This window comes from Microbacterium sp. ISL-59 (assembly GCF_018613945.1).
Taxonomy (GTDB): Bacteria; Actinomycetota; Actinomycetes; order Actinomycetales; family Microbacteriaceae; genus Microbacterium; species Microbacterium oxydans_B.
The window spans coordinates 1,369,367-1,390,307 of record NZ_JAGGPG010000002.1; the positions used below are offsets into that span (position 1 = coordinate 1,369,367).

The following is a 20,941-nucleotide window of genomic DNA, read 5'->3' on the forward strand; positions in this document are numbered from 1 at the left end:
GGATGCCGACAAATACTCTCTTGATGCACTGCCATGCCCATACGGCTATAGTCCCGATCATGGTCACCGATCGACTGCTCGACGGACGGGTCAAGATCCGCCACCTCGTCCTCATCACCGCCATCGCCGACGAAGGCACCCTGGTGCGCGCCGCCGAGTCGCTGCACATCACCCAGCCCGTCGTCACCCGCGGCCTCCGCGAGGTCGAAGACGTCTTGGGCGTGCCGCTGTTCGAGCGGCTGCCGCGCGGGGTCAGGCCCACGCAGTACGGACACTCGTTCATCGAACGCGCCCGCTCGGTACTCGCCGAACTGCGCGCTGCGGGCGAGGAGGTGCGGCTGCTGCAGGCCGGCCAGCTCGGCACCGTCACGGTCGGCACGCACCTCGCCGGCTCGAACCTGCTGCTGCCGCGGGCCATCGCCGGGCTCAAGGCCGAGCATCCGCGTCTGACCGTGGTGGTGCGCGAGGGCACGCCCGACACGCTGCAGCAGCTGCTGCTCTCGGGCGACCTCGACCTCACGGTCGGGCGGCTCTCACCGACGGTGCCGGTGCGGCTCGAGCAGGAACGGCTGCACCAGGAGCCGATCCGCCTGGTCGCGCGAGCGGGGCATCCGGTGCTCGGCGGCATCAAGGCCAACTCGCTCGCCGAGTTGATCTCGTATCCGTGGATCTTCCCCGTCGCGCAGACCGCGCTGCGCGCCGAGCTCGAGGCCGTCTTCTTCCACGAGGGGCTGCCCTTGCCGCCCGACCGGGTCGAGTGCACGTCGATGTTGACGCTGCGCACGCTGCTCATCTCGACCGACGTGATCGCGGCGCTGCCGATGTTCATCGCCGTCGACGACCGCGAGCTGCGGATCCTGCCCACGCCGCTGAGCTCCATCCGCCGTTCGGTGGGCGTGACGGTGCCGAAGGATCGGGCGCCGTCGCCCGCGGCATCCGCTCTGCTCACCCACCTGCGCGAAGAGGGTGCACGTCTCGCCGAGCTCGAGCGCGAGTACGCCCAGACGGAGCCGCGCTTCGCCGGCTGATATGTCCGAATGGTCATAGCTCTGACCCGTATGGATATTGGACAGCATCGCTCCCGCAGGGTGAACCTGATGAGACGACACGACGTCGTGACGATCTCACCCGATTCAGCCAATGGAGGCGACATGGCCGGCTCTCCCTACGTGCCCGATGCGAAGAAGTACCGCCCGGAGGACTTTCAGCGCGTCGAGGGTGAACCGGCCGACCCGGACCCCTCGACCTGGGGTATGCAGCCCGACGGCACCTTCCTGCCGCCGGAGCACACGCCGTCGGTTCCGCGTGATGTGTTCGTCGACTGGCCGGGCCAGCTCGACTACCGCGACCCCGAGACCTATTCCCTCAACGCGACCGCCGAGGCGTTCTACCCGATCGTGGTGAACACGAGCCACTCGTGGCAGTGCATCTACGACTGGGACGGCCGCCGGCTCATGCTGCACTACGGCGGCGGCAACCACTGGAAGCTGTACGACATCACCGACCCGCGCGACCTCACCATCGTCGACGAGGAGCAGTGGGGCTGGGACGACCCTCGCCCGCAGTTCGGCGCCACCACGGTGCAGTGGAACCAGAAGCTCGGCAAGCACATCGCCATCCAGGCGAGCGAGACCCCGCGGTACTTCCTCAAGGGACGTGTCGCCAACAAGTGGATCGACGACACCGTCGAGGGGCAGCTCAAGGAGTGGGAGGGCCTGCGCGGCTTCCGCACCTGGGAGATGAACGGCCCGAGCCCGCGCGACTGGACGCTCATCACCGAGGTCTCGACCGATCCGAACCACGGACCGGACGAGGTCCAGGAGGGCAATGGGGTGCTCGACCTGCCGGTGTACTACGGCGACAAGTACCTCTTCGTGGCCACCGCGCCCGACAACACATTCACCAACCAGCCGTACAAGACCACGCTGTGGACGGCGGGGCACGCGGCCTACGACGTGTCCGACCCGGCGAAGCCCGAACTGCTCTCGAACTGGTGGGTGCCCGGCTCCCGTGCCGGCGAAGAGGTCGACTCCGAGTACCTCGCCGACAACGCGCGCTGGAACAACAAGACTTCGTGGTTCGGCTCGCGCATGGGCATCTTCCTGCCGCGCTCGGTCGAGTCCGGCGCGAAGTACGGCTACGCGGCGCAGGGTGGTCAGGGCCTCTTCGTGCTCGACGTGTCGGACCCCACGAACATCCACCACGTCGGCTGGTGCGACCTGCCGGTCAGCGTCGCGGGCACCGAGGGCGACAACGTCGACACGACCCAGGTCGAGGAGACCGGATACGTCTACGTCTCGGGCTACCCGATGAACACCGACTGCTACGAACCGGCCAAGGAGATCTATCAGGTCGACGTGTCCGACCCCACGAACCCGCGGGTCGTGCGCACCCTGCCGCGGCCGACCCCGCCGGCCGAGGCCGCGTTCACCGACTGGGCGCAGCGCCGCGGATCGTTCGGTCCCAAGCGCTCGGGCTACTTCACCAACACGGGCACCCCGCACGGCGGAGTCGTCCCCTACGCGTTCTACGCCGCGGGGCTGCAGATCTTCGACGTGCGCGACCCGGAGAACCCGAAGGTCGGCGCGTACTTCGTGCCGCCGATGGGCCTCAAGGACGACGATGACCTCGCCGCCCCCGTGCACGGCATCTTCGTCGAGTGGGACCGCAACGTGATCTGGCTCTTCGCCAACCACGGCATCTACGCGGTCTCGACCCCGCTGCTGGGTGAGGTCGTCACCGGCATCCCCGCCACCGACGGCTGAGGCCGCCCCGGAACTTCGGCGTCCGTCCTGCACATCAGGGGCGTGCAGGGCGGACACCGGACCACGTTCCCGCAGCATCCACGACGATCCCTCCCGAAAGAGATCCATGAACCAGAACGTCCGACCGTGGCCGGCCCTGTGGGCACTGTGCATCGGCTTCTTCATGATCCTCGTCGACACGACGATCGTGGCGATCGCCAACCCGGTCATCCTCGCGGCGTTCGACGCCGACCTCACCACGGTCATCTGGGTCACCAGCGCCTACCTGCTCGCCTATGCGGTCCCGCTGCTGGTGACCGGCCGGCTCGGTGACCGGTTCGGCCCCAAGCGGGTCTATCTCGTGGGCCTCGTCGTGTTCACCCTCGCCTCGCTGGCGTGCGGGTTGGCCGACAGCATCGGGATGCTCATCGCCGCGCGGGCCGTGCAGGGTTTCGGAGCCGCGCTGATGACGCCGCAGACCATGGCGATCATCGCCCGGGTCTTCCCGCCGCGCGGTCGCGGTCAGGCGATGGGGGCGTGGGGCGCGGTCGGCGGACTGGCGACGCTCGTGGGGCCGATCCTCGGCGGTGTGCTCACCGACACGGTCGGCTGGGAGTGGATCTTCTTCGTCAACGTCCCGGTCGGCATCGTCGCCTTCGTGATCGCCTGGCGTCTGGTGCCGAACCTGGAGGGGCACCCGCATCGCTTCGACTGGCTCGGCGTCGCCCTCTCCGGACTCGGCCTCTTCCTGCTGGTGTTCGGCATCCAGGAGGGCGAGGTCTACGACTGGGGTGTGATCCTCGGTCCGATCACGGTGTGGGGACTGATCGTCACCGGCGCCGTGCTGCTGGTGCTCTTCGTGCTGTGGCAGCGCTTCAATCGCGCCGAGCCGCTCATGCCGCTCGCTCTCTTCCGCGACCGCAACTTCTCGGTCGCGAACGCCACGATCTTCCTCGTCGGGGTCGGCATCACGGCCATGCCGGTGCCGCTCGCCTTCTACTTCCAGGTCGCCCGCGGCCTCGACCCCACACTCGCGGCGCTCATGCTCGCGCCGATGGCGGTGGTCTCGGGAGTGCTCGGGCCGTTCGTCGGCAAGCTGAGCGACCGGATCGGCCCGCGCTGGGTGACCTTCGCGGCCTTCGTCCTCTCGGCTGTGGCCATGGCCTGGTACGCGGCGACCATGACCCTCGACGCGCCCTTCTGGCTCCTGCTGCTGCCGTCCGCGCTGCTGGGGGTGGGCGTCTCGGGGATGTTCGGCCCGCTCGCGTCGACGGCCACGCGGAACCTGCCGCACACGCAGGCGGGAGCGGGATCCGGGGTGTACTCGACGACCAGGCAGATGGGGTCGGTGATCGGATCGGCGTTGCTGGCCGTGCTGATGAACGTGACGCTCGCCGCACACATCACCGGCTTCGTGCCCGGCGCGATCCACCCGGGAACCGAGTTGTCGGCGAAGGACGGCGCCGGGCTGGCCGCGGCCATGTCGCAGTCGCTGCTGCTTTCGGCCATCGCCTTCGCGGTGTGCGCGATCGTCGTGGTGTTCTTCGAGAAGCCGCGGCCCTGGGGTGCACCGGCCGCCCCGCAGACGGTGAGCTCGGTCGTGAGAGAGGGACGATGATGACGGCACTCGCAGTGGATCCAACATCCAGAACAAGGAAGCAGGAGAAGGCTCCGATGACCGAGAGATCCGGAGGCGGCCGACTCGTCGTCGATGCCCTGAAGAAGGACTACGAGCTCGACGGCGCCGCCGTCCCCGTGGTCAAGGACGTCACCTTCACGATCGAGCCGGGGACGTTCTACTCCCTCCTCGGACCGTCGGGGTGCGGCAAGACGACGACGCTGCGCTGTGTCGCAGGCCTCGAGCGGAGCAACGGCGGCGTCATCTCGCTCGACGGCAACGTGCTCTCGACCGGCACCGAGCACGTGTCGCCCGACAAGCGCGACATCGGCATGGTGTTCCAGAACTACGCGATCTGGCCACACATGACGGTGTTCGCGAATGCGATCTTCCCGCTGCAGGTCGCGGGTTCCAAGCTGCCGAAGCAGGAGGCGCGCAAGCGGGCGATGGAGGCGCTGGAGCTGGTGCAGCTCGACCATCTCGCACAGCGTCCGGCCACCGCGCTGTCGGGCGGTCAGCAGCAGCGACTCGCCCTCGCTCGCGCCCTCGCTCATCGCCCGCGACTGCTGCTGCTCGACGAGCCGCTGTCGAACCTCGACGCCAAGCTGCGCGACACCATGCGCAACGAGCTGCGGAGCCTGCAGCGCACCCTCGGCATCAGTGCCCTCTACGTGACGCATGACCAGTCCGAAGCGCTGTCGATGTCCGACCGCGTGGCCGTGATGAACGGCGGGCGCATCGTGCAGGAGGCCACGCCCCGCGAGCTCTACGACCAGCCGGCCGACCGCTTCGTGGCGAACTTCGTCGGCCGCGCGAACATGATCCCCGCCGTGGTGATCGAGCGCGACGGTGCCGGCGACGCGGTGGTCGAGGCGCTCGGCACCCGGCTGCAGACGCCCGTGCCCGACGGCGTCTCGGCAGGCGACGAGGTCACGCTGACCTTCCGCCCGGAGACCGTGCGCTGGCACGAGACCGACGTCGAGCGCCCCAATGTGCTCCCCGTGCGCATCGTGCGGGTGGAGTTCCTCGGCGAGATCGTCGAGTACGAGGCCGAGGTGCTCACCGAGGGCGAGCCCGTCGCCACGATCGTCGGCCGCGGAGCACCGCTGGCGACACCCCCCGAGGGCGGCAGGGTCTTCCTCGAACTGGTCCCGCACGCCTGCCGCGTGCTGGGCGCATGATCCATCCCGCACCACACCCGCAATCACACACCTGATGTCAGAGAGGACATTCAGATCATGAAGAGAACACTGGGAGCAGTCGCCGTCACGGCGACGTTCGCGCTCGCCCTGACCGGCTGCGGCACGCAGAGCGAGGCCGCCTCCGGCGACAGCGCGCTCAAGGGCGATGCCGCCTCGGCCGTCTGCGACGCCGTCGAAGTCGGGGCGATCACCCGCTGCGAGAACTTCTACGACGACTACTGGCCCGAGATCGACAAGCAGCTCGACGCCCTCTACGAAGAGGCGAAGAAGGCCGACGACGGCACCCTGGTCATCTGGGACTGGTACGAGCTGTCGCCGGACGTGATCGCACAGTTCAACGAGCGCTTCCCCGACATCAAGGTCGAGACCCGCGGCCTCACCTACAACCTGTCGTCGGCGATCATCTCGGCCAAGGCCACGGGGTCGCGCAACACCGACGTCGTGTCCGGCTCGATCACCTCGATGGCCGCGATGTACGACGAGGGCTTCTGGGAGAAGGTCGACTGGGCGAGCTTCGGAGTGCCCGAGGAGTACCTCACCATCGGGGCGCCCGAGCTCATGCCGGACAGCATCAACGGCACGCTCATCCAGTACAACACCGAGAAGGTGGATGCCGTTCCGGAGACGCTCGACGGGCTGCTCGCCCCCGAGTACAAGGACAAGGTGTCGGTCGCCGGGTACAACGCGGTCGTCTTCGCCGGCTACGGCATGGCCGAGGGCGAAGACAAGATGGTCGACCTGATCGACGAGCTGATGTCGTCGGGCAACCTGAAGCTGCTGGAGGACCAGGGGGCTCCGCTGTCGAGCGGTGACGTGCCCATCGCGCTGAACCAGACGCTGTTCAACCCGAACCCGGCGCTGCAGGTCTCGCCGTTCGAGCACGCAGGGGTCTGGGCGCAGTTCTCCGGAGTCAACTCCGACGGGAAGAACAAGCCGGGAGCAGCACTGTGGACGCTGTGGAACGCGTTCGACCCCGACTGGATCAGTCTCCGCATGACGGACGAGCGCTTTGCCAGCACCCAGGTGCCGTTCGCCGGCCTCCCCGCCGAGACGTTCGCCGAGTCCACCGGACTCATGAAGACGAACTCCGACGCACTGCTGCTCGGCCTCGAAAGCGGCGCCGAGACCGAGACGCAGGCCACTCGTGACGACTGGCAGGCCATGATCAACGCCGCCGACAAGGCGCTGAACGGATAACCATGTTCAAGGCAGGACGGACCACGGGGCGAAAGCGCCCCACCTCGATGACGATCGCGATGGTCGTCTCGGGTGCGGTCATCTTCATCCTTCTCGCGGTACCGCTGATCGTTCAGGTGATCACCGCGTTCCGTGGTCCGTTCCTGCCCTTCGGCGTCTCATCGGCCCAGTGGGGTGTCGAGAACTTCGTCACCCTGTGGCAGCTGCGCGAGGACTTCTGGGGCGTGCTCGGTGCGACCGGCGCCTTCGTCGGCGGCTCCACACTGCTCACGCTGCTGATGGCGTTCGGCCTCGCCTGGATCACCGTGCGCACGGATGCTCCGTGGCGTCGGCTCATCTCGGTGCTCGTGATCGTGCCGTACATCATCCCGCCGATCGTGAAGGCGCAGGCCTACCTGCTGATGCTGTCGCCCGAATCGGGCGTGCTCAACCAGATGCTGCGGCTGCTGCCCTTCGCGAGCGACGTGCCGATCGATCCGTACGCGTTCCCGACCATGATCTTCATCCAGGCGCTCACGAACGTCACGTTCCCGTACCTGATGATCGTGCCCATCCTGACGAACATGGACGGCTCGCTCGAGGAGTCGGCGCGGGTGTCGGGGGCTTCCTGGCCGCAGACCCTGCGCCGCGTGACCCTGCCGATGCTCTGGCCGGGCCTGCTCGGAGTGACCGTGCTGACCTTCATCCTCGGCCTCGGCAGTCTCGAGGTGCCGCTGCTGTTCGGCCAGGAGTCGGGGCGCGACATCTTCGCCCTCAAGCTCTGGACGCTCATCAGCTCCAACGCGGGTGAACTGCCCCAGTACGGTCTGGCCGCCGCGTGGGGGCTCGTGTTCCTCGTGATCACGACCATCGCGTTCGCCATCTATCTGCGCGCGACGCGCAACGCCGAGCGCAGAGCCTCGGTGTCGGGCAAGGGCTTCCGACCCTCGACCATGCGGATGGGACCGTGGAAGATCCCGGTCATGGTGCTGGTTGCCGTGTTCGTGCTGCTCACCGGCATCCTTCCGCTGCTCGCCCTGCTGTGGGCGGCGATCACGCCCTACCCCGTGGCATTCTCGATCGACGCGCTGCTCGGCAACACCGACTTCGGGGCGTTCGGCACCGTGCTCGCCGACCCGGAGTTCTGGGTGTCGCTCGGACGCACGGTCATCATCGCGGGCGGCAGCGCCACGATCGCCGTGGTCTTCGCCACCGTGCTCGCCTATGGCATCGCGCGCAGCAAGAAGACCTGGTGGGTGAAGGCGATGGACCTGTTCGCGTCGTCGTCGGTCGCGATCCCCGCGACCATCGCCGGCTTCGCGATGTTCCTCACCTTCATGGTGATCAACCCGTACATCCCGATCGCCGGCACGCTGCTGGCGCTCGTGATCGCGTACTCGTACCGGGTGTCGATCGCCTACCGCTCGTCGTACAGCGCGACGCTGCAGATCCGCCCCGAGCTCGAGGAGGCCGCTCTCACCAGTGGTGCCAGTCGGTTCGAGGGGTTCCGCCGCATCATCGCGCCGCTGCTGATGCCCACCGTGATGGCCGTGTGGATCCAGATGTTCATCCTCGGCACCAACGAGTTCACGCTCCCGGCGTTCCTCGCGACCCCGTCGTCGCGTCCGCTGTCGATGTACATCTACGCGATGATCAACCCGCGGTCCGCGCAGCTCTACGCGCCGGATCAGGGTGCCGCGATGGCGCTGATCTTCACGCTGATGGTGTTCGCGATCGGCTACGGCCTGCAATGGGCGCTGTCCCGCCGGGCGATCGGTCGGGCCCGCAAGCCCGTCGCCGCCGGTCTCCCCGACCTCGCCGCGCCTCCGGTCCCCGCTGCCGATTCCGCGACGGTGACCCTGGCGGTGCAGCGCCAGAAGCGCTGACCCGTCCCGGTCCCCGTCCCGTCCCCGCCCACCGACGCCGACTGCACGGGTTCGTGACGAGTGCACGGCTTCTTGACGCGAAGAAGCCGTGAACTCGGCAGGATGCCGTGCACTCGGCGGACCTGCGAGGGGCGTGAGGGTGGGGGCGAGAGGCGCAGGCGGGTCTTGACTTTTGGATCCAGTATCCATTCAATGGGAACAACGGTAGAAGAACGGTGAGGAGGCGACATGCACATCGGGTACGCCGCGATGCTCGAGCAGGTCGAGCCGACCGCCGTGATCGCGAACTGCGTCCTCGCCGAGGCGCACGGGTTCCGCGGGATCATGGCCACCGACCACTTCCAGCCCTGGCTTCCGCGCCACCGCAACGCCGCCCACGTGTGGACCATGCTCGGCGCGATCGGCGCGCACACCACCGGAGACCTCGGTCCCGGTGTCACCACCCCCGGCTTCCGCACGCACCCCGCCGTGGTCGCACAGGCCGCGGCGACGCTCGCGATGCTGTATCCGGCACGCACCTGGCTCGGCGTCGGGTCGGGGGAAGCCCTGAACGAGCACATCGTCGGCGACTACTGGCCCGAACCCGCCGAGCGCATCGACCGCATGTTCGAGGCCGTCGATCTGATCCGCAAACTCTTCACCGCCTCGCTCGCGGGCCGCGACACCCGCCACCGCGGCGAGCACTTCCGCATGGAGTCGACCCGGCTCTGGACGATGCCGCCGACCGCACCGCCGGTCTATGTCGCCACTGCCGGCCCCGCCACCGCGCGCCGCGCCGGCCGCAATGCCGACGGACTGATCACGACCTCCGCCGAGGTGGAGCGTCTCGCACCGCTGCTCGCCCGGTTCACCGAGGGAGCGCGTGAGGCAGGCCACGACCCCGAGGCTCTCCCGAAGGTGCTGCAGCTGCGCCTCTCCTGGGCGCCGACCGACGAGCAGGCCCTCGCGAACGCGCTCACCGAATGGCCGGTCGCCGGACTCCGGATGCGCCGCGGCGACGTGCGCTCGCCCTACGACTTCGAGCAACTGGTGCGCGGGGTGACGGCCGAAGACATGCGGGCATCGATGCTGATCTCCGCCGACCCTGACGTGCACCGCGCGCAGATCCAGCGCTATGCCGACCTCGGCTTCACGCGCATCTACCTGCACAACGTCGGCCCCGACCAGCGGGAGTTCCTCGAGGTCTTCGGCCGCGATGTGCTGCCGCAGGTGCACGCATGAGCGCCCCCGCGATCACCGTCTTCGCCCTCACCGGTATGGGCGAGGTGCAACCGGGCGACGACCTTGTGGCCCTGATCCGCGCGACCGGCGTCGAGCTCGCGCACGGCGACATCCTCGTGGTCACCTCGAAGATCGTCTCCAAGGCGGAGGGCCGCTACGTGCAGGCCGCCGACCGCGAAGAGGCGATCACCGCCGAGACCGTGCGCCTCGTCGCCTCCCGCACCTTCGACGGGCACACCATGCGCATCGTCGAGAACCGCCTGGGCATGGTCGCCGCGGCCGCCGGCGTCGACGCCAGCAACACCCCCGACGGCTGGGTACTGCTGTTGCCAGAAGACCCCGACCGGTCGGCGCGAGCGCTCGCCGCGGGGCTGCGTGCGGCCACCGGCGCCGAGGTCGGCGTGATCCTCAGTGACACCCTCGGTCGCCCCTGGCGCGAAGGACAGACCGACGTCGCGATCGGTGGTGGCGGCGTGCGCATGATCGCCGATCTCCGCGGGACGACCGACCAGGCGGGCAAGGTGCTCAGCGTCACGACCCCGTGCGTCGCCGACGAGCTCGCCGCGGCATCAGATCTCGTCAAGGGCAAGGCCAGCGGAAACCCGGTTGCCGTGGTGCGCGGCCGCGCCGACCTCGTCGGCCCCCTCGACCTCCCCGGCGCCTCGAGCATCGTGCGCCCCTCGGAGCGCGACCTGTTCTGGTTGGGCACCGCCGAAGCACTCGACCAGGGATACCGCGACGGCTACGCCGCCGCCCTGGCAGACCTCACAGCACACGAACAGAAGGATGCGACATGACACTGACCCTCGGATACAAGGCCAGCGCGGAGCAGTTCGACCCACGGGAGCTCGTCGAGATCTCGGTCGCGGCCGAGGCGCACGGCATGCAGTCCGTGTTCGCGAGCGACCACTTCCAGCCCTGGCGGCACACCGGCGGGCACGCCCCGTTCTCGCTCACTTGGATGGCGGCGGTCGGCGAGCGCACGTCGAGCATCCGCATCGGCACCTCGGTGCTGACCCCGACGTTCCGCTACAACCCGGCGGTTCTCGCGCAGGCCTTCGCGAGCCTGGGCTGCCTGTATCAGGACCGCATCATCCTCGGCGTCGGCTCGGGGGAGGCGCTGAACGAGATCGCGACCGGATTCCGGGGTGCGGGCGAGCAGGAGTGGCCCGAGTTCAAGGAGCGCTACGCGCGGCTCCGCGAGTCGGTGCGCCTGATGCGGGCGCTGTGGTCGGGCGACCGGGTGAACTTCGACGGCGAGTACTACTCGACGCACGACGCCTCGATCTACGACCGCCCAGAGGGTGGCATCCCGATCTACATCGCCGCGGGCGGACCGATGGTGGCGCGCTACGCCGGCCGCGCCGGCGACGGCTTCATCTGTACCTCGGGCAAGGGGCAGGAGCTCTACGTCGACCAGCTGCTCCCCGCGGTGAAGGAGGGGCTGGAGCAGTCCGAGCGCTCGTTCGACACGTACGACCGGATGATCGAAATCAAGCTCTCCTACGAGGAGACGCGGGAGGCGGCACTGGAGAACACGCGCTTCTGGTCGCCGCTGTCGCTCTCGAAGGAGCAGAAGCACGACATCACCGACCCGGTCGAGATGGAGAAGGCCGCCGACGCGCTGCCGCTGGAGACCATCGCGAAGCGCTGGATCGTCGGGAACGACCCGGATGCCGTGGCCGCCGACATCCAGCAGTACATCGACTGGGGCTTCAACCACCTCGTCTTCCACGCGCCCGGACACGACCAGCGTCGCTTCCTGCAGCTCTTCGAGCGCGACATCGCGCCCCGGCTGCGCGGCTGAGGTCTCCGACATGATCCGCGGTTCGGGAATCGGGGTGCCGCTGCCGGGCGCCCCCGCACGGGAATGGGTCGTGGTGATCCCGGTGAAGCGTGCCGAGATCGGCAAGTCACGGCTGCGGATCCCCGGCGTGGATCGCGAGCCCCTCGCCCGCGCGATCGCGCTCGACACGGTCGAGGCCGCGGCCGCGTGCGAGCGGGTCGCCCAGGTCATCGTGGTGACGAGAGACGAGGTCACGGCGACCGCGCTGCGGCTGCTGCCCCGGGTGCGTCTGGTGCGCGACCGCAGCGAGGGGCTCACGGCGGCGATCGAGCAGGGGGTGCGTGCGGCACCGGGTGACCGGCCGCGGGCGGTGCTGCTCGGCGACCTCCCCGCACTGCGTCCGGACGAGCTCGCCAGGGCGCTCGCGTTCGCCTCGTCGCACCCGCGGGCGTTCGTGCCGGATGCAGAAGGGACCGGCACCGTGCTCGCCACCGCGCGCGCGGGTTTCGGCCTGCGCACCTGCTTCGGCGGGGACTCGGCGGCCGCCCATCGTGCCGCCGGGTTCGCCGAGGTCGGTCTTCCCGTGCTGAGCGGACTGCGTCGTGACCTCGACCGGGCCGAGCATCTCCGCGACGCGCGTCGCGCCGGTCTGGGTCCCCGCACCTCCGCACTCGTCGACCGGCCCCTGGTCCTCGCCTCATGACGGCATCCGGGGCGCCGCGCATCGTCGTCCTCGCGGGCGGCGTCGGCGGGTCGAAGTTCGTCGTCGGGGTGCGCGAAGCCGCGCGGCGGCGGTGGCCGGATGCCGCGGGCGGCACTCGTGCCGAGATCACGGTGATCGCCAACACCGGCGACGACCTGTGGCTGAGCGGCCTGCGACTGCAGCCCGACGTCGACTCGATGATCTACGCACTCGCAGGAGTCAACGACACCGAGCGCGGGTGGGGCAGGGCGGGGGAGTCGGAGCGCGTCGCCGCGGAACTGCATGCGTGGGGCTCCGGCTGGCCGTGGTTCACGCTCGGCGACCTCGATCTCGGCGCCCACATCGCTCGGACGGGGTGGCTGCGCGAGGGCGCTTCGGTCACCGAGGTCATCGCCCGGCTCGCGTCGCGCTGGCCGCTCGGGGTTCGGCTGCTGCCCACGACGGATGCCGAGGTCGACACGCATGTGACGACCGCTCAGGGCCGCATGCACTTCCAGGAGTGGTGGACCCGGCACCGGGCATCGCTTCCGGCGCAGAGCTTCGACTGGCCGGGCATCGAGCACTCCACGCCGGCGCCGGGCGTGCTCGCAGCGATGGCCGCGGCCGACGCCATCCTGTTCGCCCCGTCGAACCCGGTGGTGTCGATCGGCCCGATCCTCGCCGTCCCCGGCATCGCCGAGGCAGTGCGCGCGACACCCGGAACCGTGGTCGGGGTGTCGCCGATCATCGCCGGTGCTCCGGTCCGGGGCATGGCCGACGCGTGCCTGGCCGCCGTCGGGATCCCCGCCACGGCCGACGCGGTCGGACGGCACTACGGTGCGCGTGCGACGGGCGGTCTGCTCGACGCGTGGGTCATCGCCGAGGAGGATGCGGCGCTCGCCCCAGGCCTCGAAGCCGAGGGTCTTCGTGCGCCGGTGCGTCCGCTGTGGATGCGCGACCTCGACGCCTCGGCCTGTCTCGCCGCGGATGCACTCGACGTCGCGCTCCCCGTCTGATCGGCTCGCCAAAGCCCGGCCCGGCCGCACGAACCGCCCTGATAGGCCAAAGGTCGTAGACCGTCGCGCGAAGACTGGACGAAGGTTTTCGGCCTTTCGGCGTAATGACCGGACCCCCTTCACCGTCTCTCCCCGTGAGGGAATGTTCGGCCGAAAGGGGGCCGGATTGCAGGAGGGGTGAAGCAATGATGAATGATCGACGTCGCGTGGAGCGGCTGTTCGAAGAGCTGGAGGCCGAGTCCGGCACCAGCGTGGAGTGTCTGGCCGACCGCGTGTCGGCGCTGACCGGCATGGATGTCGAGATCGACGTCCTCGCAGACGAGGAGTGGATGGCGGTCGCACCCTTCGTGCTGGCCGAGGGAGATCGCGTGCGGATCCCCGTGCGTGGTTCCGATCCGCGGTGGTTTCGACTGCACGTCGTGACGCACGAGCTCGCGCACGTGCTGTGCGGGCACGCGCGGTGCGAGACGCTGCCGATGGCGTTCGACCAGCTGATGGCCCCGGCCCGATCCTGCGCGCTCGCCGGAGTCGGGGGCGGATCGTCGGGTGCTGCTCCGTCCGACACCTTCGTGGTGGAGTACGAAGCAGAGGCCGAAAAGCTCTCGCTGCGGCTGAGCGCGTTCGTCCGCGCACCGAGCCTGGCGCACGCCTAGTGCCGCTCAACTGACCGCCGCCGAAGGTTCCGGGGAGGCCGCCGTCGCGTCGGATCCCCCGAATAGACTGACGCTCCCGGCGCGCAGCGGCTCCGGGGGAGGGGACGCCATGGGGAAGCGCAAGACGCCGGAGCAGCTCGCGGATGAGGAACGCCGTTATCGGCTGGCTCGGGGCGCGCACACCCCGGAGGAGTTCGCGCAGCTCGTCGACGACCCGAATCAAGGGATCCGTGCGGCGGCGGCTCACAATCCGGATGCCGACGCGCAGGCCCTCGCCCGCTTCGCCACGGATCGGTTCTGGGGTGTGCGGATCGAGGTCGCCCATCACCCGAACGCCACTCGTGAGATCGTGCTGAGCCTGCTCGAGACCGACCCGCGCAAGCGCGGCGTCGTGCATCATGCCGCCCGTGAACGCCTGATCTCCGAGGGCGTCGTGTTCGATGAAGAGGGCCTGCCCGTCGTCGACTGAGGCTCTCAGCGACCCGGGGTCGGAGCCATCGCGGCGTCGAAGACGATCAGCGGTCGGTCACTGCCCGACCGGGTGAGCACCTCTGCCTCGACGCGCCACACACGGGCGATGAGTTCGCGCGTCAGCACCTCCTGCGGTGAACCGGCCGCCTGCACATGCCCGTCGGCGACCACCACGACGCGATCGGCGAAGGCCGCCGCGTGGTTGAGGTCGTGCAGCGCGGCGAGCACGGTCATCCCCTCGTGGGCGAGGGAGCGCAGCAGCACGAGCGCGTCGAGCTGTGCCCGGATGTCGAGGTGGTTCGTCGGCTCGTCGCACAGCAGCAGCGATGGACGCTGAGCCAGCGCCCTCGCGAGGTTCACGCGCTGGCGCTCGCCGCCGGACAGGGTCGCGGCGTTACGGTCTGCGAACTCGAGCGCACCGGCGCGCATCATGGCCGCATCCGTCGCGACGGCATCCGCCTCCTCGCCCTCGAACGACAGCCACCCGCGGTGCGGCAGCAGCCCGAGGCCGACGATGTCACGGCCGGTCATGCCCTCGGCCGCCGACCACTCCTGCTCCACCAGCGCCACCCGCTGCGCACGTTCGCGTCGCCGCATCGCAGAGAGGGAAGCGCCGTCGAGCGCGAGGGCCTCGACCTCGCCGCGCAGCGTGCCCGCGATCAGACGCAGCAGGGTGCTCTTGCCCGAGCCGTTGGGGCCGAGCAGCGCGGTCACCGCTCCGCCGGGAGCGGTGATGTGCATGCCGTCGACGACCAGCCGGTCGCCGTGACCGAACCGGATGCGGCGGGCGTCGAGGCCGCTCGCCCGCACGCCGATCATGCGCGGCTCTTCCGCATGCGCAGCATCAGCAGCGCGAACACGGGCCCGCCGATCAGGGCGGTGACGATGCCGACCGGTAGCTCGCGGGGCTCGAAGACGGTGCGGGCGATGGTGTCGGCCCAGATGAGAAAGACCGCCCCGGCGAGGAACGACACCGGCAGCAGCGCGCGATGCCGAGCGCCGACGACCGCGCGGACGGCGTGCGGCAGGATCAGCCCGACGAAGCCGATCGAGCCGCTGACGGCGACGAGGGCTCCGGTCAGCAGAGCCGTGCACACGAAGAGCAGCACCCGCAGGCGCGTCACGGGGATGCCGAGCGCCTCGGCGGCGGTGTCGCCAAGCACGAGGCTGTCGAGCGGACGGGCCGAAGCCAGCAAGGGGACCGCGCACACGACCACGGCGACCCCGGCCAGGGCGGCATCCGCCCAGTCGGCGCCGCCGAGCGAGCCGAGCAGCCAAGCGAGGATCTCGCGGTAGCTGTCGTTCGTGGCACTCCAGAAGATCACCAGACTGGTCAGCGCCGCGAGCACGGCCGACACGGCGAGACCCGCGAGCACTACGGCGGTCGCCCCCGCGGAGCCGGCCGCGCGCGCCAACCCGAGCGTCAGCGCCAGGGCCAGCAGCGCGCCGGCGAAGGCCGCGAACGGCAGCGCCACCGCGGCGCCCAGGACGATCACGATCACAGCGCCCGTCGAGGCCCCGGACGAGAGCCCGAGCAGGTAGGGGTCGGCGAGCGGGTTGCGGGTGAGCGCCTGCATCACCGCGCCGCACAGGGCCAGGCCGCCTCCGACCGCGGCGGCCGTCAGCACCCGCGGCACGCGGCCCTCCCAGATGATCGCGTCGCGGATGGGAGTGAGCCCGCTGGCGGCTCCGGTCAGGTGCGACCAGACGCTCGCCACGAGCTCTGCGGGCGTGATGGCGGCGGGACCGATCGCGACCGCCGCGACCACGGAGCCGGCCAGCGCGAGCAGCAAGACCGCGATCGCCGAGACCGTGCGTCGTCGCGGGCGAGGGGCGGATGCCGCTGCGAGGGGGATCGCCGCCCGCAGGGGAACCGTGACGCTCACTGCTCTCCGAGCTGCGTCACGATCGACTCCACGGCCTCGACGTTGCGGATGCCGGCCTCGGTCGCGGGGAAGTCGACGATCACGAACCGCTCGTTCCGCACGGCGTCGAGCTGCGCGGTGACCGGGTTCGACGTGAGCAGCGCGATCTTGGAGGCCGCCGTGTTCCAGGCCGCATCCACCAGCACGATCACGTCGGGGTCGGCCTCGGCGATCAGCTCCCACGAGCTCGACGTCCAGGTGTCGTGCACGTCGGCGAACACGTTCTCGAGCCCTGCCGTCGACATGATCATCTGCGGTGCCCCGATGCCCGCGCCGACGAAGGGCTGGTCGGTGCCGGACGAGTACCAGACGGCGGTGAGGCCGCGGTCGTCGGGGGTGATCGCGTCGAGCGCCGCCTGCTGCTCCTCGACCAGTGCCGCCGCGGCCTCCTCTTCGCCGAGCAGCTCCCCGGCCTCGGTGAAGCCGTCGAAGACCGTGTCGAAGGTGAGGGGATCGGGCATGTACCCCTCGGCCTTGCACGCGGCGGGCGCGACGTAGGTGGTGATACCGAGCTTCTGCAGGTCGTCGCGCTCGCCGGCTCCGTCGACCGAGAAGTTCGACTCCCACCCCGCGAACACCAGGTCGGGCTCGAGTTCGAGCACCGCCTCCTTCGACGGCACCTTGTCCGAGACGACCGGGATGTCTTCGGCCTCCGCGGCGAGGTCTTCGGGCACGGGGCCGTCAGAGAAGGCGGATCCGATGATCCGGTCGCCCGCCCCGAGCGCCAGAGCGAGTTCGAGCGTCGACGACTTGACGGTGAGGATCCGCTGCGGTGCGGCGTCGACCGACACCTCCGTGCCGCAGTTGTCGAGCACGACGGGTTTCGGGTCGGCGGCAGCGGCCGAAGTCGCGGGAGCTGCGGCGCATCCGCTCAATCCGGCGGCGAGGAGGAGGGCGAAGACGGGGGCGGCGCTGAGAGCGCGGGCGGTGGCAGGCATGGTTCTCCGGGAGACGAGGACGGGAAGGGGCGCAAGAGAGAGCACGTTCGCAGTCCAGGTCGGGACCACCGGCATCGACCAATCGGGTCGGTGCGATGCAGTCATGCTACCGCGGATACTGGATCCAAATCAATACTGGATTCTGGATCCAAAATGGGTCAAGATGGGAACCGCCCCACCGCAGCGGCACAGATCGCCGACCGCGATGCCGCGTTCAGCCGAGAGGAACCCATGCAGACCACACCCGTCTCGTACTTCAGCGAGGGTCAGCGCATCTCCGCCGTGTGGCGCACGCCCGACCACGACGGACCGTACCGCGCGATCGTGCAGGGGCCGGGCTGGCTCGGACTCAAGGACGCCAAGCTCTACGTCCGGTATCACGAGGCCCTCGTCGAGGCCGGCTTCGCCGTGCTCGTGATCGACTACCGCGGCTTCGGCGACTCCGAGGGCGACCGCGGCTACCTCTCGCCGGCCTGGCAGCTGCAGGACCTGGTGAACGCCGTGACCTACCTCACCACCCGCGATGACGTGATCGCCGACGCGATCGGCGTCTTCGGCACGGGCGGCACCGGCGGCGGCAACGCCGTGCTCCTCGCTGACGCCGACCCGCGCATCAAGGCCGCCGTCAGCCAGGTGCCCGTCGCCGACGGCGAGGACTGGCTGCACCGCATGCGCAGCGAGTACGAGTGGCTCGACTTCCAGAACTCCCTCGCCGAAGACCGCCGTCTGCGCGTCACCACGGGGGAGGGGCGCATCGTGCATCCCCGCGAGGAGATCATGATCCCCACCGCCGAGCGCCGCGCCACCAAGATCAAGGCCGACGTCGACGACCGTATCCCCACCGCCGTCCCGCTCGCGTGCGCCGAGGGCATCATCGCGTACCGGCCCATCGAGGCGGCCGCCCGCCTGACCACGCCGCTGCTCGTGATCGGCGTCGAGGGCGATGCGACCACCCCGACCGACCACGCCGAGGCGCTGTACGAGGCCGCGCGCGGCCCGAAGCAGCTGATCATGCAGCGGCACACCACCCACTACGCCGCGTACGACGCGTACTGGGAGCAGACCACCCCGGTGATCGTCGGCTGGTTCGACCAGTACGTGCGCCCGGCGCACCTGATCCACCGGTCTTCGCCGTCGCCCGCGATCGGCGAGTCCGTCACCACCGACTCCATCCAGGCGGAGTCCGTCAGTAAAGAGGAGGTCGCGCGATGAGCGTGGATCTGAAGATCACCGGCGGCACCGTCGTCACCCCCGCAGGACCGGTCGTCGCCGACCTGCTCGTCGCCGACGGCAAGGTCGCCGGCATCGTGGCCGCCGGCACCGAGATCGCGGCCGAACGCACGGTCGACGCCACGGGCAAGCTCGTGCTCCCCGGCATGGTCGACGTGCACGTGCACACCCGCGAACCCGGCTACGAGCACAAGGACGACATCTACACGACGAGCCTGCAGGCCGCGGCCGGTGGCGTCACGACGATGTTCGGGATGCCGAACCTCAAGCCGCCGACCACCGATGTCGCCACCCTGACCGACGTGTTCCACCGGTACGAGGAATCGTCGATCGTCGACTGGAACCACAACCCCGCGCCGACCAAGTTCGACGAGATCGCCGGCATGAGCGAGATGGGGATCCGCGCCTACAAGATCTACATGGTCGTCGACACGGGCCGCGACTACCCGCACCCCTCCGGCACCGGCATCCACAACCACGGGCACCTGCTCGAGATCATGGATCACATCGCCCAGACCGGCAAGCGCTTCATCGTGCACCCGCACGACCAGGCCCTCATGGACTACATCGAGGGCGCCTACCTCGCCCGCGGCGAGAACACCCCGGAGGGCTACGCCTCGGCCTACGCCGCCCGCGAGGGAGTGATCTGGGACACCGCGATCGACGTCGTGCTGCGTCTCGCCGAAGCATCCGGCTGCCCGGTGCACATCGCGCACATCCAGACCCGCCGCTCGATCGAGGCCGTGCGCCGCGCGAAGCAGAACGGCATCGACGTGACCTGCGAGGTCAACCACTGGGCCCCGTTCCTGTCGACCTGGAACGACGTCGAGACGCTCGGCCCCTACGCGCTCAGCTACTGGGTGCCCGACGACAACCGTGCCGCCGTGTGGGAGGGCATGCGCGACGGGACGATCGACATCGCCGCCAGCGACCACGCCCCGCACACGCGCGAGGAGAAGGAGGTCGGCTGGACGCAGATGTGGAGCTCGCACACCGGCACTCCCGGCATCCAGTACTACTACGAGCTCATGCTCGACGCCGTGAACAAGGGCGAGCTCGACCTGCAGCGCGCGATCGACATGGTCGCCCACATCCCCGCCGCCAAGTTCGGCCTCGAAGGCGTCAAGGGCGCGCTCACGATCGGGGCGGATGCCGACATCGTCATCGCCGACCTCGCCGAGGAGTGGACCATCACGAACGAGGGCGTGCTGTCGAAGATCGGGTGGACCCCGTACGACGGGCGCACGATCACGGCCCGCATCCAGCGCACCCTCGTGCGCGGTGTCGACGTCTACGTCGGCGACGAGGTCGTCGGCGATCGCACATTCGGAAAGCTCGCCGCATCGGCGGAAGACAGGGCGGCATTCGCCGCTAGAGAGGAACTGACATGAAATTCGGACTGCTGCTGCCGCACTTCGGCGAGGAGGCGAGCAAGGAGAAGCTCCTGGAGGGGTCCAAGCTCGCCGAGAGCTTCGGATTCGACTCGGTCTGGGTGCGCGATCACCTGGTGTTCGAGCCGCACGGCGAGATGGAGAAGCCGAATCGCACGTTCTACGACGCGCTGACGACGCTCACCGCCATCGGTGCCGTCACCGACAAGATCGAGCTCGGCACCGGATCGCTCATCCCGTTCCGGCATCCGCTGGTCACGGCCCTCATGGCCGGCACGATGACGCAGCTGCTCGGCCCGCGCCTGATCCTCGGGTTCGGCGCCGGCACGTTCGATCACGAGTTCGACGCGATCGGCTGGGGCGACCTCGACCGCGTGGAGATGGTGCGCTCGAACGCCGAGATCCTGCGTCGTGTGTTCACTGAGAACGACGTCACCTACGACGACGGCATCTTCACCTTCGAGAACGTCACGATCGAGCCGAAGCCCGTGGGCGGACGCATCCCGTTCTGGTACTGCGGCGCGACCCCGCGCTCGGCCCGTCTCGCGGCGGAGTTCGCCGACGGATGGATGCCGGGACGCACGGGCCTGCTCACCATGGAGAAGCGCATCCAGACCATGCGCGAGATGACTGACGAGAACGGCCGGCCGATGCCGACCATCGCCGTGATCCCGCCGACCTCGATCGAGGACACCCGCGAAGAGGCCCTGAAGCACGTGAACATCCCGGGCCTTCTCGCCTGGGCGAACAAGGCCAAGTTCGCGGTGAAGCCGCCGTCCGGCAGCTTCGAGACCGTCGAAGACCTCGAGGGCCAGCTGATCGTGGGCGACCCCGATCAGGCGGTCGAGCAGATCCGGCGGTTCGAGGAGGTCGGCACCGAGCACCTGGTGTTCGACTTCCGCTTCAAGTTCGATCGGTTCTTCGAGCAGATCGAACTCCTCGGCACCGAGGTGCTTCCGAAGCTGCGATAAGCCGCGCACCGACGCGCGGCGATGAGACGAG

The 20,941-nt window shown here is 69.4% G+C and carries 19 protein-coding genes; 16 read left to right on the forward strand and 3 right to left on the reverse strand.

Features of this window, described 5'->3' with window-relative positions; all coding sequences use genetic code 11:
• Nucleotides 1-59 precede the first annotated feature (59 nt).
• From J7E45_RS10645 to J7E45_RS10705, 13 genes are all read left to right on the forward strand, one after another.
• A complete protein-coding gene (locus J7E45_RS10645) occupies nt 60-1,028 on the forward strand; it encodes a LysR substrate-binding domain-containing protein (protein WP_167635177.1) in 969 nt (322 codons plus the stop codon).
• Between the two features lie 123 nt (nt 1,029-1,151).
• Nucleotides 1,152-2,765 (forward strand): LVIVD repeat-containing protein, encoded by a 1,614-nt coding sequence (locus J7E45_RS10650; RefSeq protein WP_215069044.1) that lies wholly within the window; start codon nt 1,152-1,154, stop codon nt 2,763-2,765.
• Nucleotides 2,766-2,871: 106 nt separating this feature from the next.
• On the forward strand, nt 2,872-4,362 hold the full coding sequence (locus tag J7E45_RS10655; RefSeq protein WP_215069046.1) for a DHA2 family efflux MFS transporter permease subunit: 1,491 nt from the start codon (nt 2,872-2,874) through the stop codon (nt 4,360-4,362).
• Between the two features lie 56 nt (nt 4,363-4,418).
• On the forward strand, nt 4,419-5,543 hold the full coding sequence (locus J7E45_RS10660) for an ABC transporter ATP-binding protein (protein ID WP_105712032.1): 1,125 nt from the start codon (nt 4,419-4,421) through the stop codon (nt 5,541-5,543).
• A gap of 57 nt (nt 5,544-5,600) precedes the next feature.
• Complete coding sequence (locus tag J7E45_RS10665) at nt 5,601-6,761, forward strand: ABC transporter substrate-binding protein (protein ID WP_136042488.1); 1,161 nt, start codon at nt 5,601-5,603, stop codon at nt 6,759-6,761.
• 2 nt (nt 6,762-6,763) lie between these two features.
• Nucleotides 6,764-8,626 (forward strand): iron ABC transporter permease, encoded by a 1,863-nt coding sequence (locus tag J7E45_RS10670; RefSeq protein ID WP_215069049.1) that lies wholly within the window; start codon nt 6,764-6,766, stop codon nt 8,624-8,626.
• A 228-nt stretch (nt 8,627-8,854) separates the two neighbouring features.
• Entirely contained in the window at nt 8,855-9,847 is a 993-nt protein-coding gene (locus J7E45_RS10675; RefSeq protein ID WP_215069051.1) for a TIGR03557 family F420-dependent LLM class oxidoreductase, read from the forward strand.
• Entirely contained in the window at nt 9,844-10,644 is an 801-nt protein-coding gene (cofE, locus tag J7E45_RS10680; protein WP_215069053.1) for a coenzyme F420-0:L-glutamate ligase, read from the forward strand. Before J7E45_RS10675 ends, cofE begins: the two co-directional genes overlap by 4 nt.
• Nucleotides 10,641-11,654: a glucose-6-phosphate dehydrogenase (coenzyme-F420) gene (gene fgd / locus J7E45_RS10685; RefSeq protein ID WP_167632990.1), complete on the forward strand. Its 1,014-nt coding sequence runs from the start codon at nt 10,641-10,643 to the stop codon at nt 11,652-11,654. The genes cofE and fgd overlap by 4 nt, the downstream gene beginning before the upstream one ends.
• A 10-nt stretch (nt 11,655-11,664) precedes the next feature.
• Nucleotides 11,665-12,336, forward strand: a complete 672-nt coding sequence (cofC, locus tag J7E45_RS10690) for a 2-phospho-L-lactate guanylyltransferase (RefSeq protein ID WP_215069055.1) — start codon at nt 11,665-11,667, stop codon at nt 12,334-12,336.
• On the forward strand, nt 12,333-13,331 hold the full coding sequence (gene cofD, locus J7E45_RS10695) for a 2-phospho-L-lactate transferase (RefSeq protein WP_215069057.1): 999 nt from the start codon (nt 12,333-12,335) through the stop codon (nt 13,329-13,331). Before cofC ends, cofD begins: the two co-directional genes overlap by 4 nt.
• Before the next feature lie 185 nt (nt 13,332-13,516).
• Entirely contained in the window at nt 13,517-13,984 is a 468-nt protein-coding gene (locus tag J7E45_RS10700) for a hypothetical protein (protein ID WP_215069060.1), read from the forward strand.
• Between the two features lie 109 nt (nt 13,985-14,093).
• Nucleotides 14,094-14,453, forward strand: coding sequence for a hypothetical protein (locus J7E45_RS10705; protein ID WP_215069062.1), 360 nt, complete (start codon nt 14,094-14,096; stop codon nt 14,451-14,453).
• 5 nt (nt 14,454-14,458) lie between these two features.
• Here J7E45_RS10705 and J7E45_RS10710 read toward each other — a convergent pair whose 3' ends face one another.
• The 3 genes from J7E45_RS10710 to J7E45_RS10720 are packed head-to-tail and all read right to left on the reverse strand — an operon-like array spanning nt 14,459 to nt 17,318.
• A complete protein-coding gene (locus J7E45_RS10710) occupies nt 14,459-15,274 on the reverse strand; it encodes an ABC transporter ATP-binding protein (RefSeq protein WP_215069064.1) in 816 nt (271 codons plus the stop codon).
• Nucleotides 15,271-16,341 carry a putative F420-0 ABC transporter permease subunit gene (locus tag J7E45_RS10715; protein WP_374225460.1) on the reverse strand — a complete coding sequence of 357 codons (1,071 nt, stop codon included), beginning with the start codon at nt 16,339-16,341 and terminating at the stop codon, nt 15,271-15,273. Before J7E45_RS10715 ends, J7E45_RS10710 begins: the two co-directional genes overlap by 4 nt.
• The gene (locus J7E45_RS10720) at nt 16,338-17,318 is read right to left on the reverse strand and encodes a putative F420-0 ABC transporter substrate-binding protein (protein WP_215069066.1); all 981 of its coding nucleotides are present in this window, start codon (nt 17,316-17,318) and stop codon (nt 16,338-16,340) included. The genes J7E45_RS10715 and J7E45_RS10720 overlap by 4 nt, the downstream gene beginning before the upstream one ends.
• A 231-nt stretch (nt 17,319-17,549) precedes the next feature.
• Here J7E45_RS10720 and J7E45_RS10725 point away from each other — a divergent pair, with 231 nt between their 5' ends.
• The 3 genes from J7E45_RS10725 to J7E45_RS10735 are packed head-to-tail and all read left to right on the forward strand — an operon-like array spanning nt 17,550 to nt 20,910.
• Nucleotides 17,550-18,530: an alpha/beta hydrolase gene (locus J7E45_RS10725; RefSeq protein ID WP_215069068.1), complete on the forward strand. Its 981-nt coding sequence runs from the start codon at nt 17,550-17,552 to the stop codon at nt 18,528-18,530.
• Nucleotides 18,527-19,939, forward strand: coding sequence for a dihydroorotase family protein (locus J7E45_RS10730; RefSeq protein WP_215069070.1), 1,413 nt, complete (start codon nt 18,527-18,529; stop codon nt 19,937-19,939). The genes J7E45_RS10725 and J7E45_RS10730 overlap by 4 nt, the downstream gene beginning before the upstream one ends.
• Entirely contained in the window at nt 19,936-20,910 is a 975-nt protein-coding gene (locus J7E45_RS10735) for an LLM class flavin-dependent oxidoreductase (protein WP_215069072.1), read from the forward strand. The genes J7E45_RS10730 and J7E45_RS10735 overlap by 4 nt, the downstream gene beginning before the upstream one ends.
• Nucleotides 20,911-20,941: the final 31 nt, after the last annotated feature.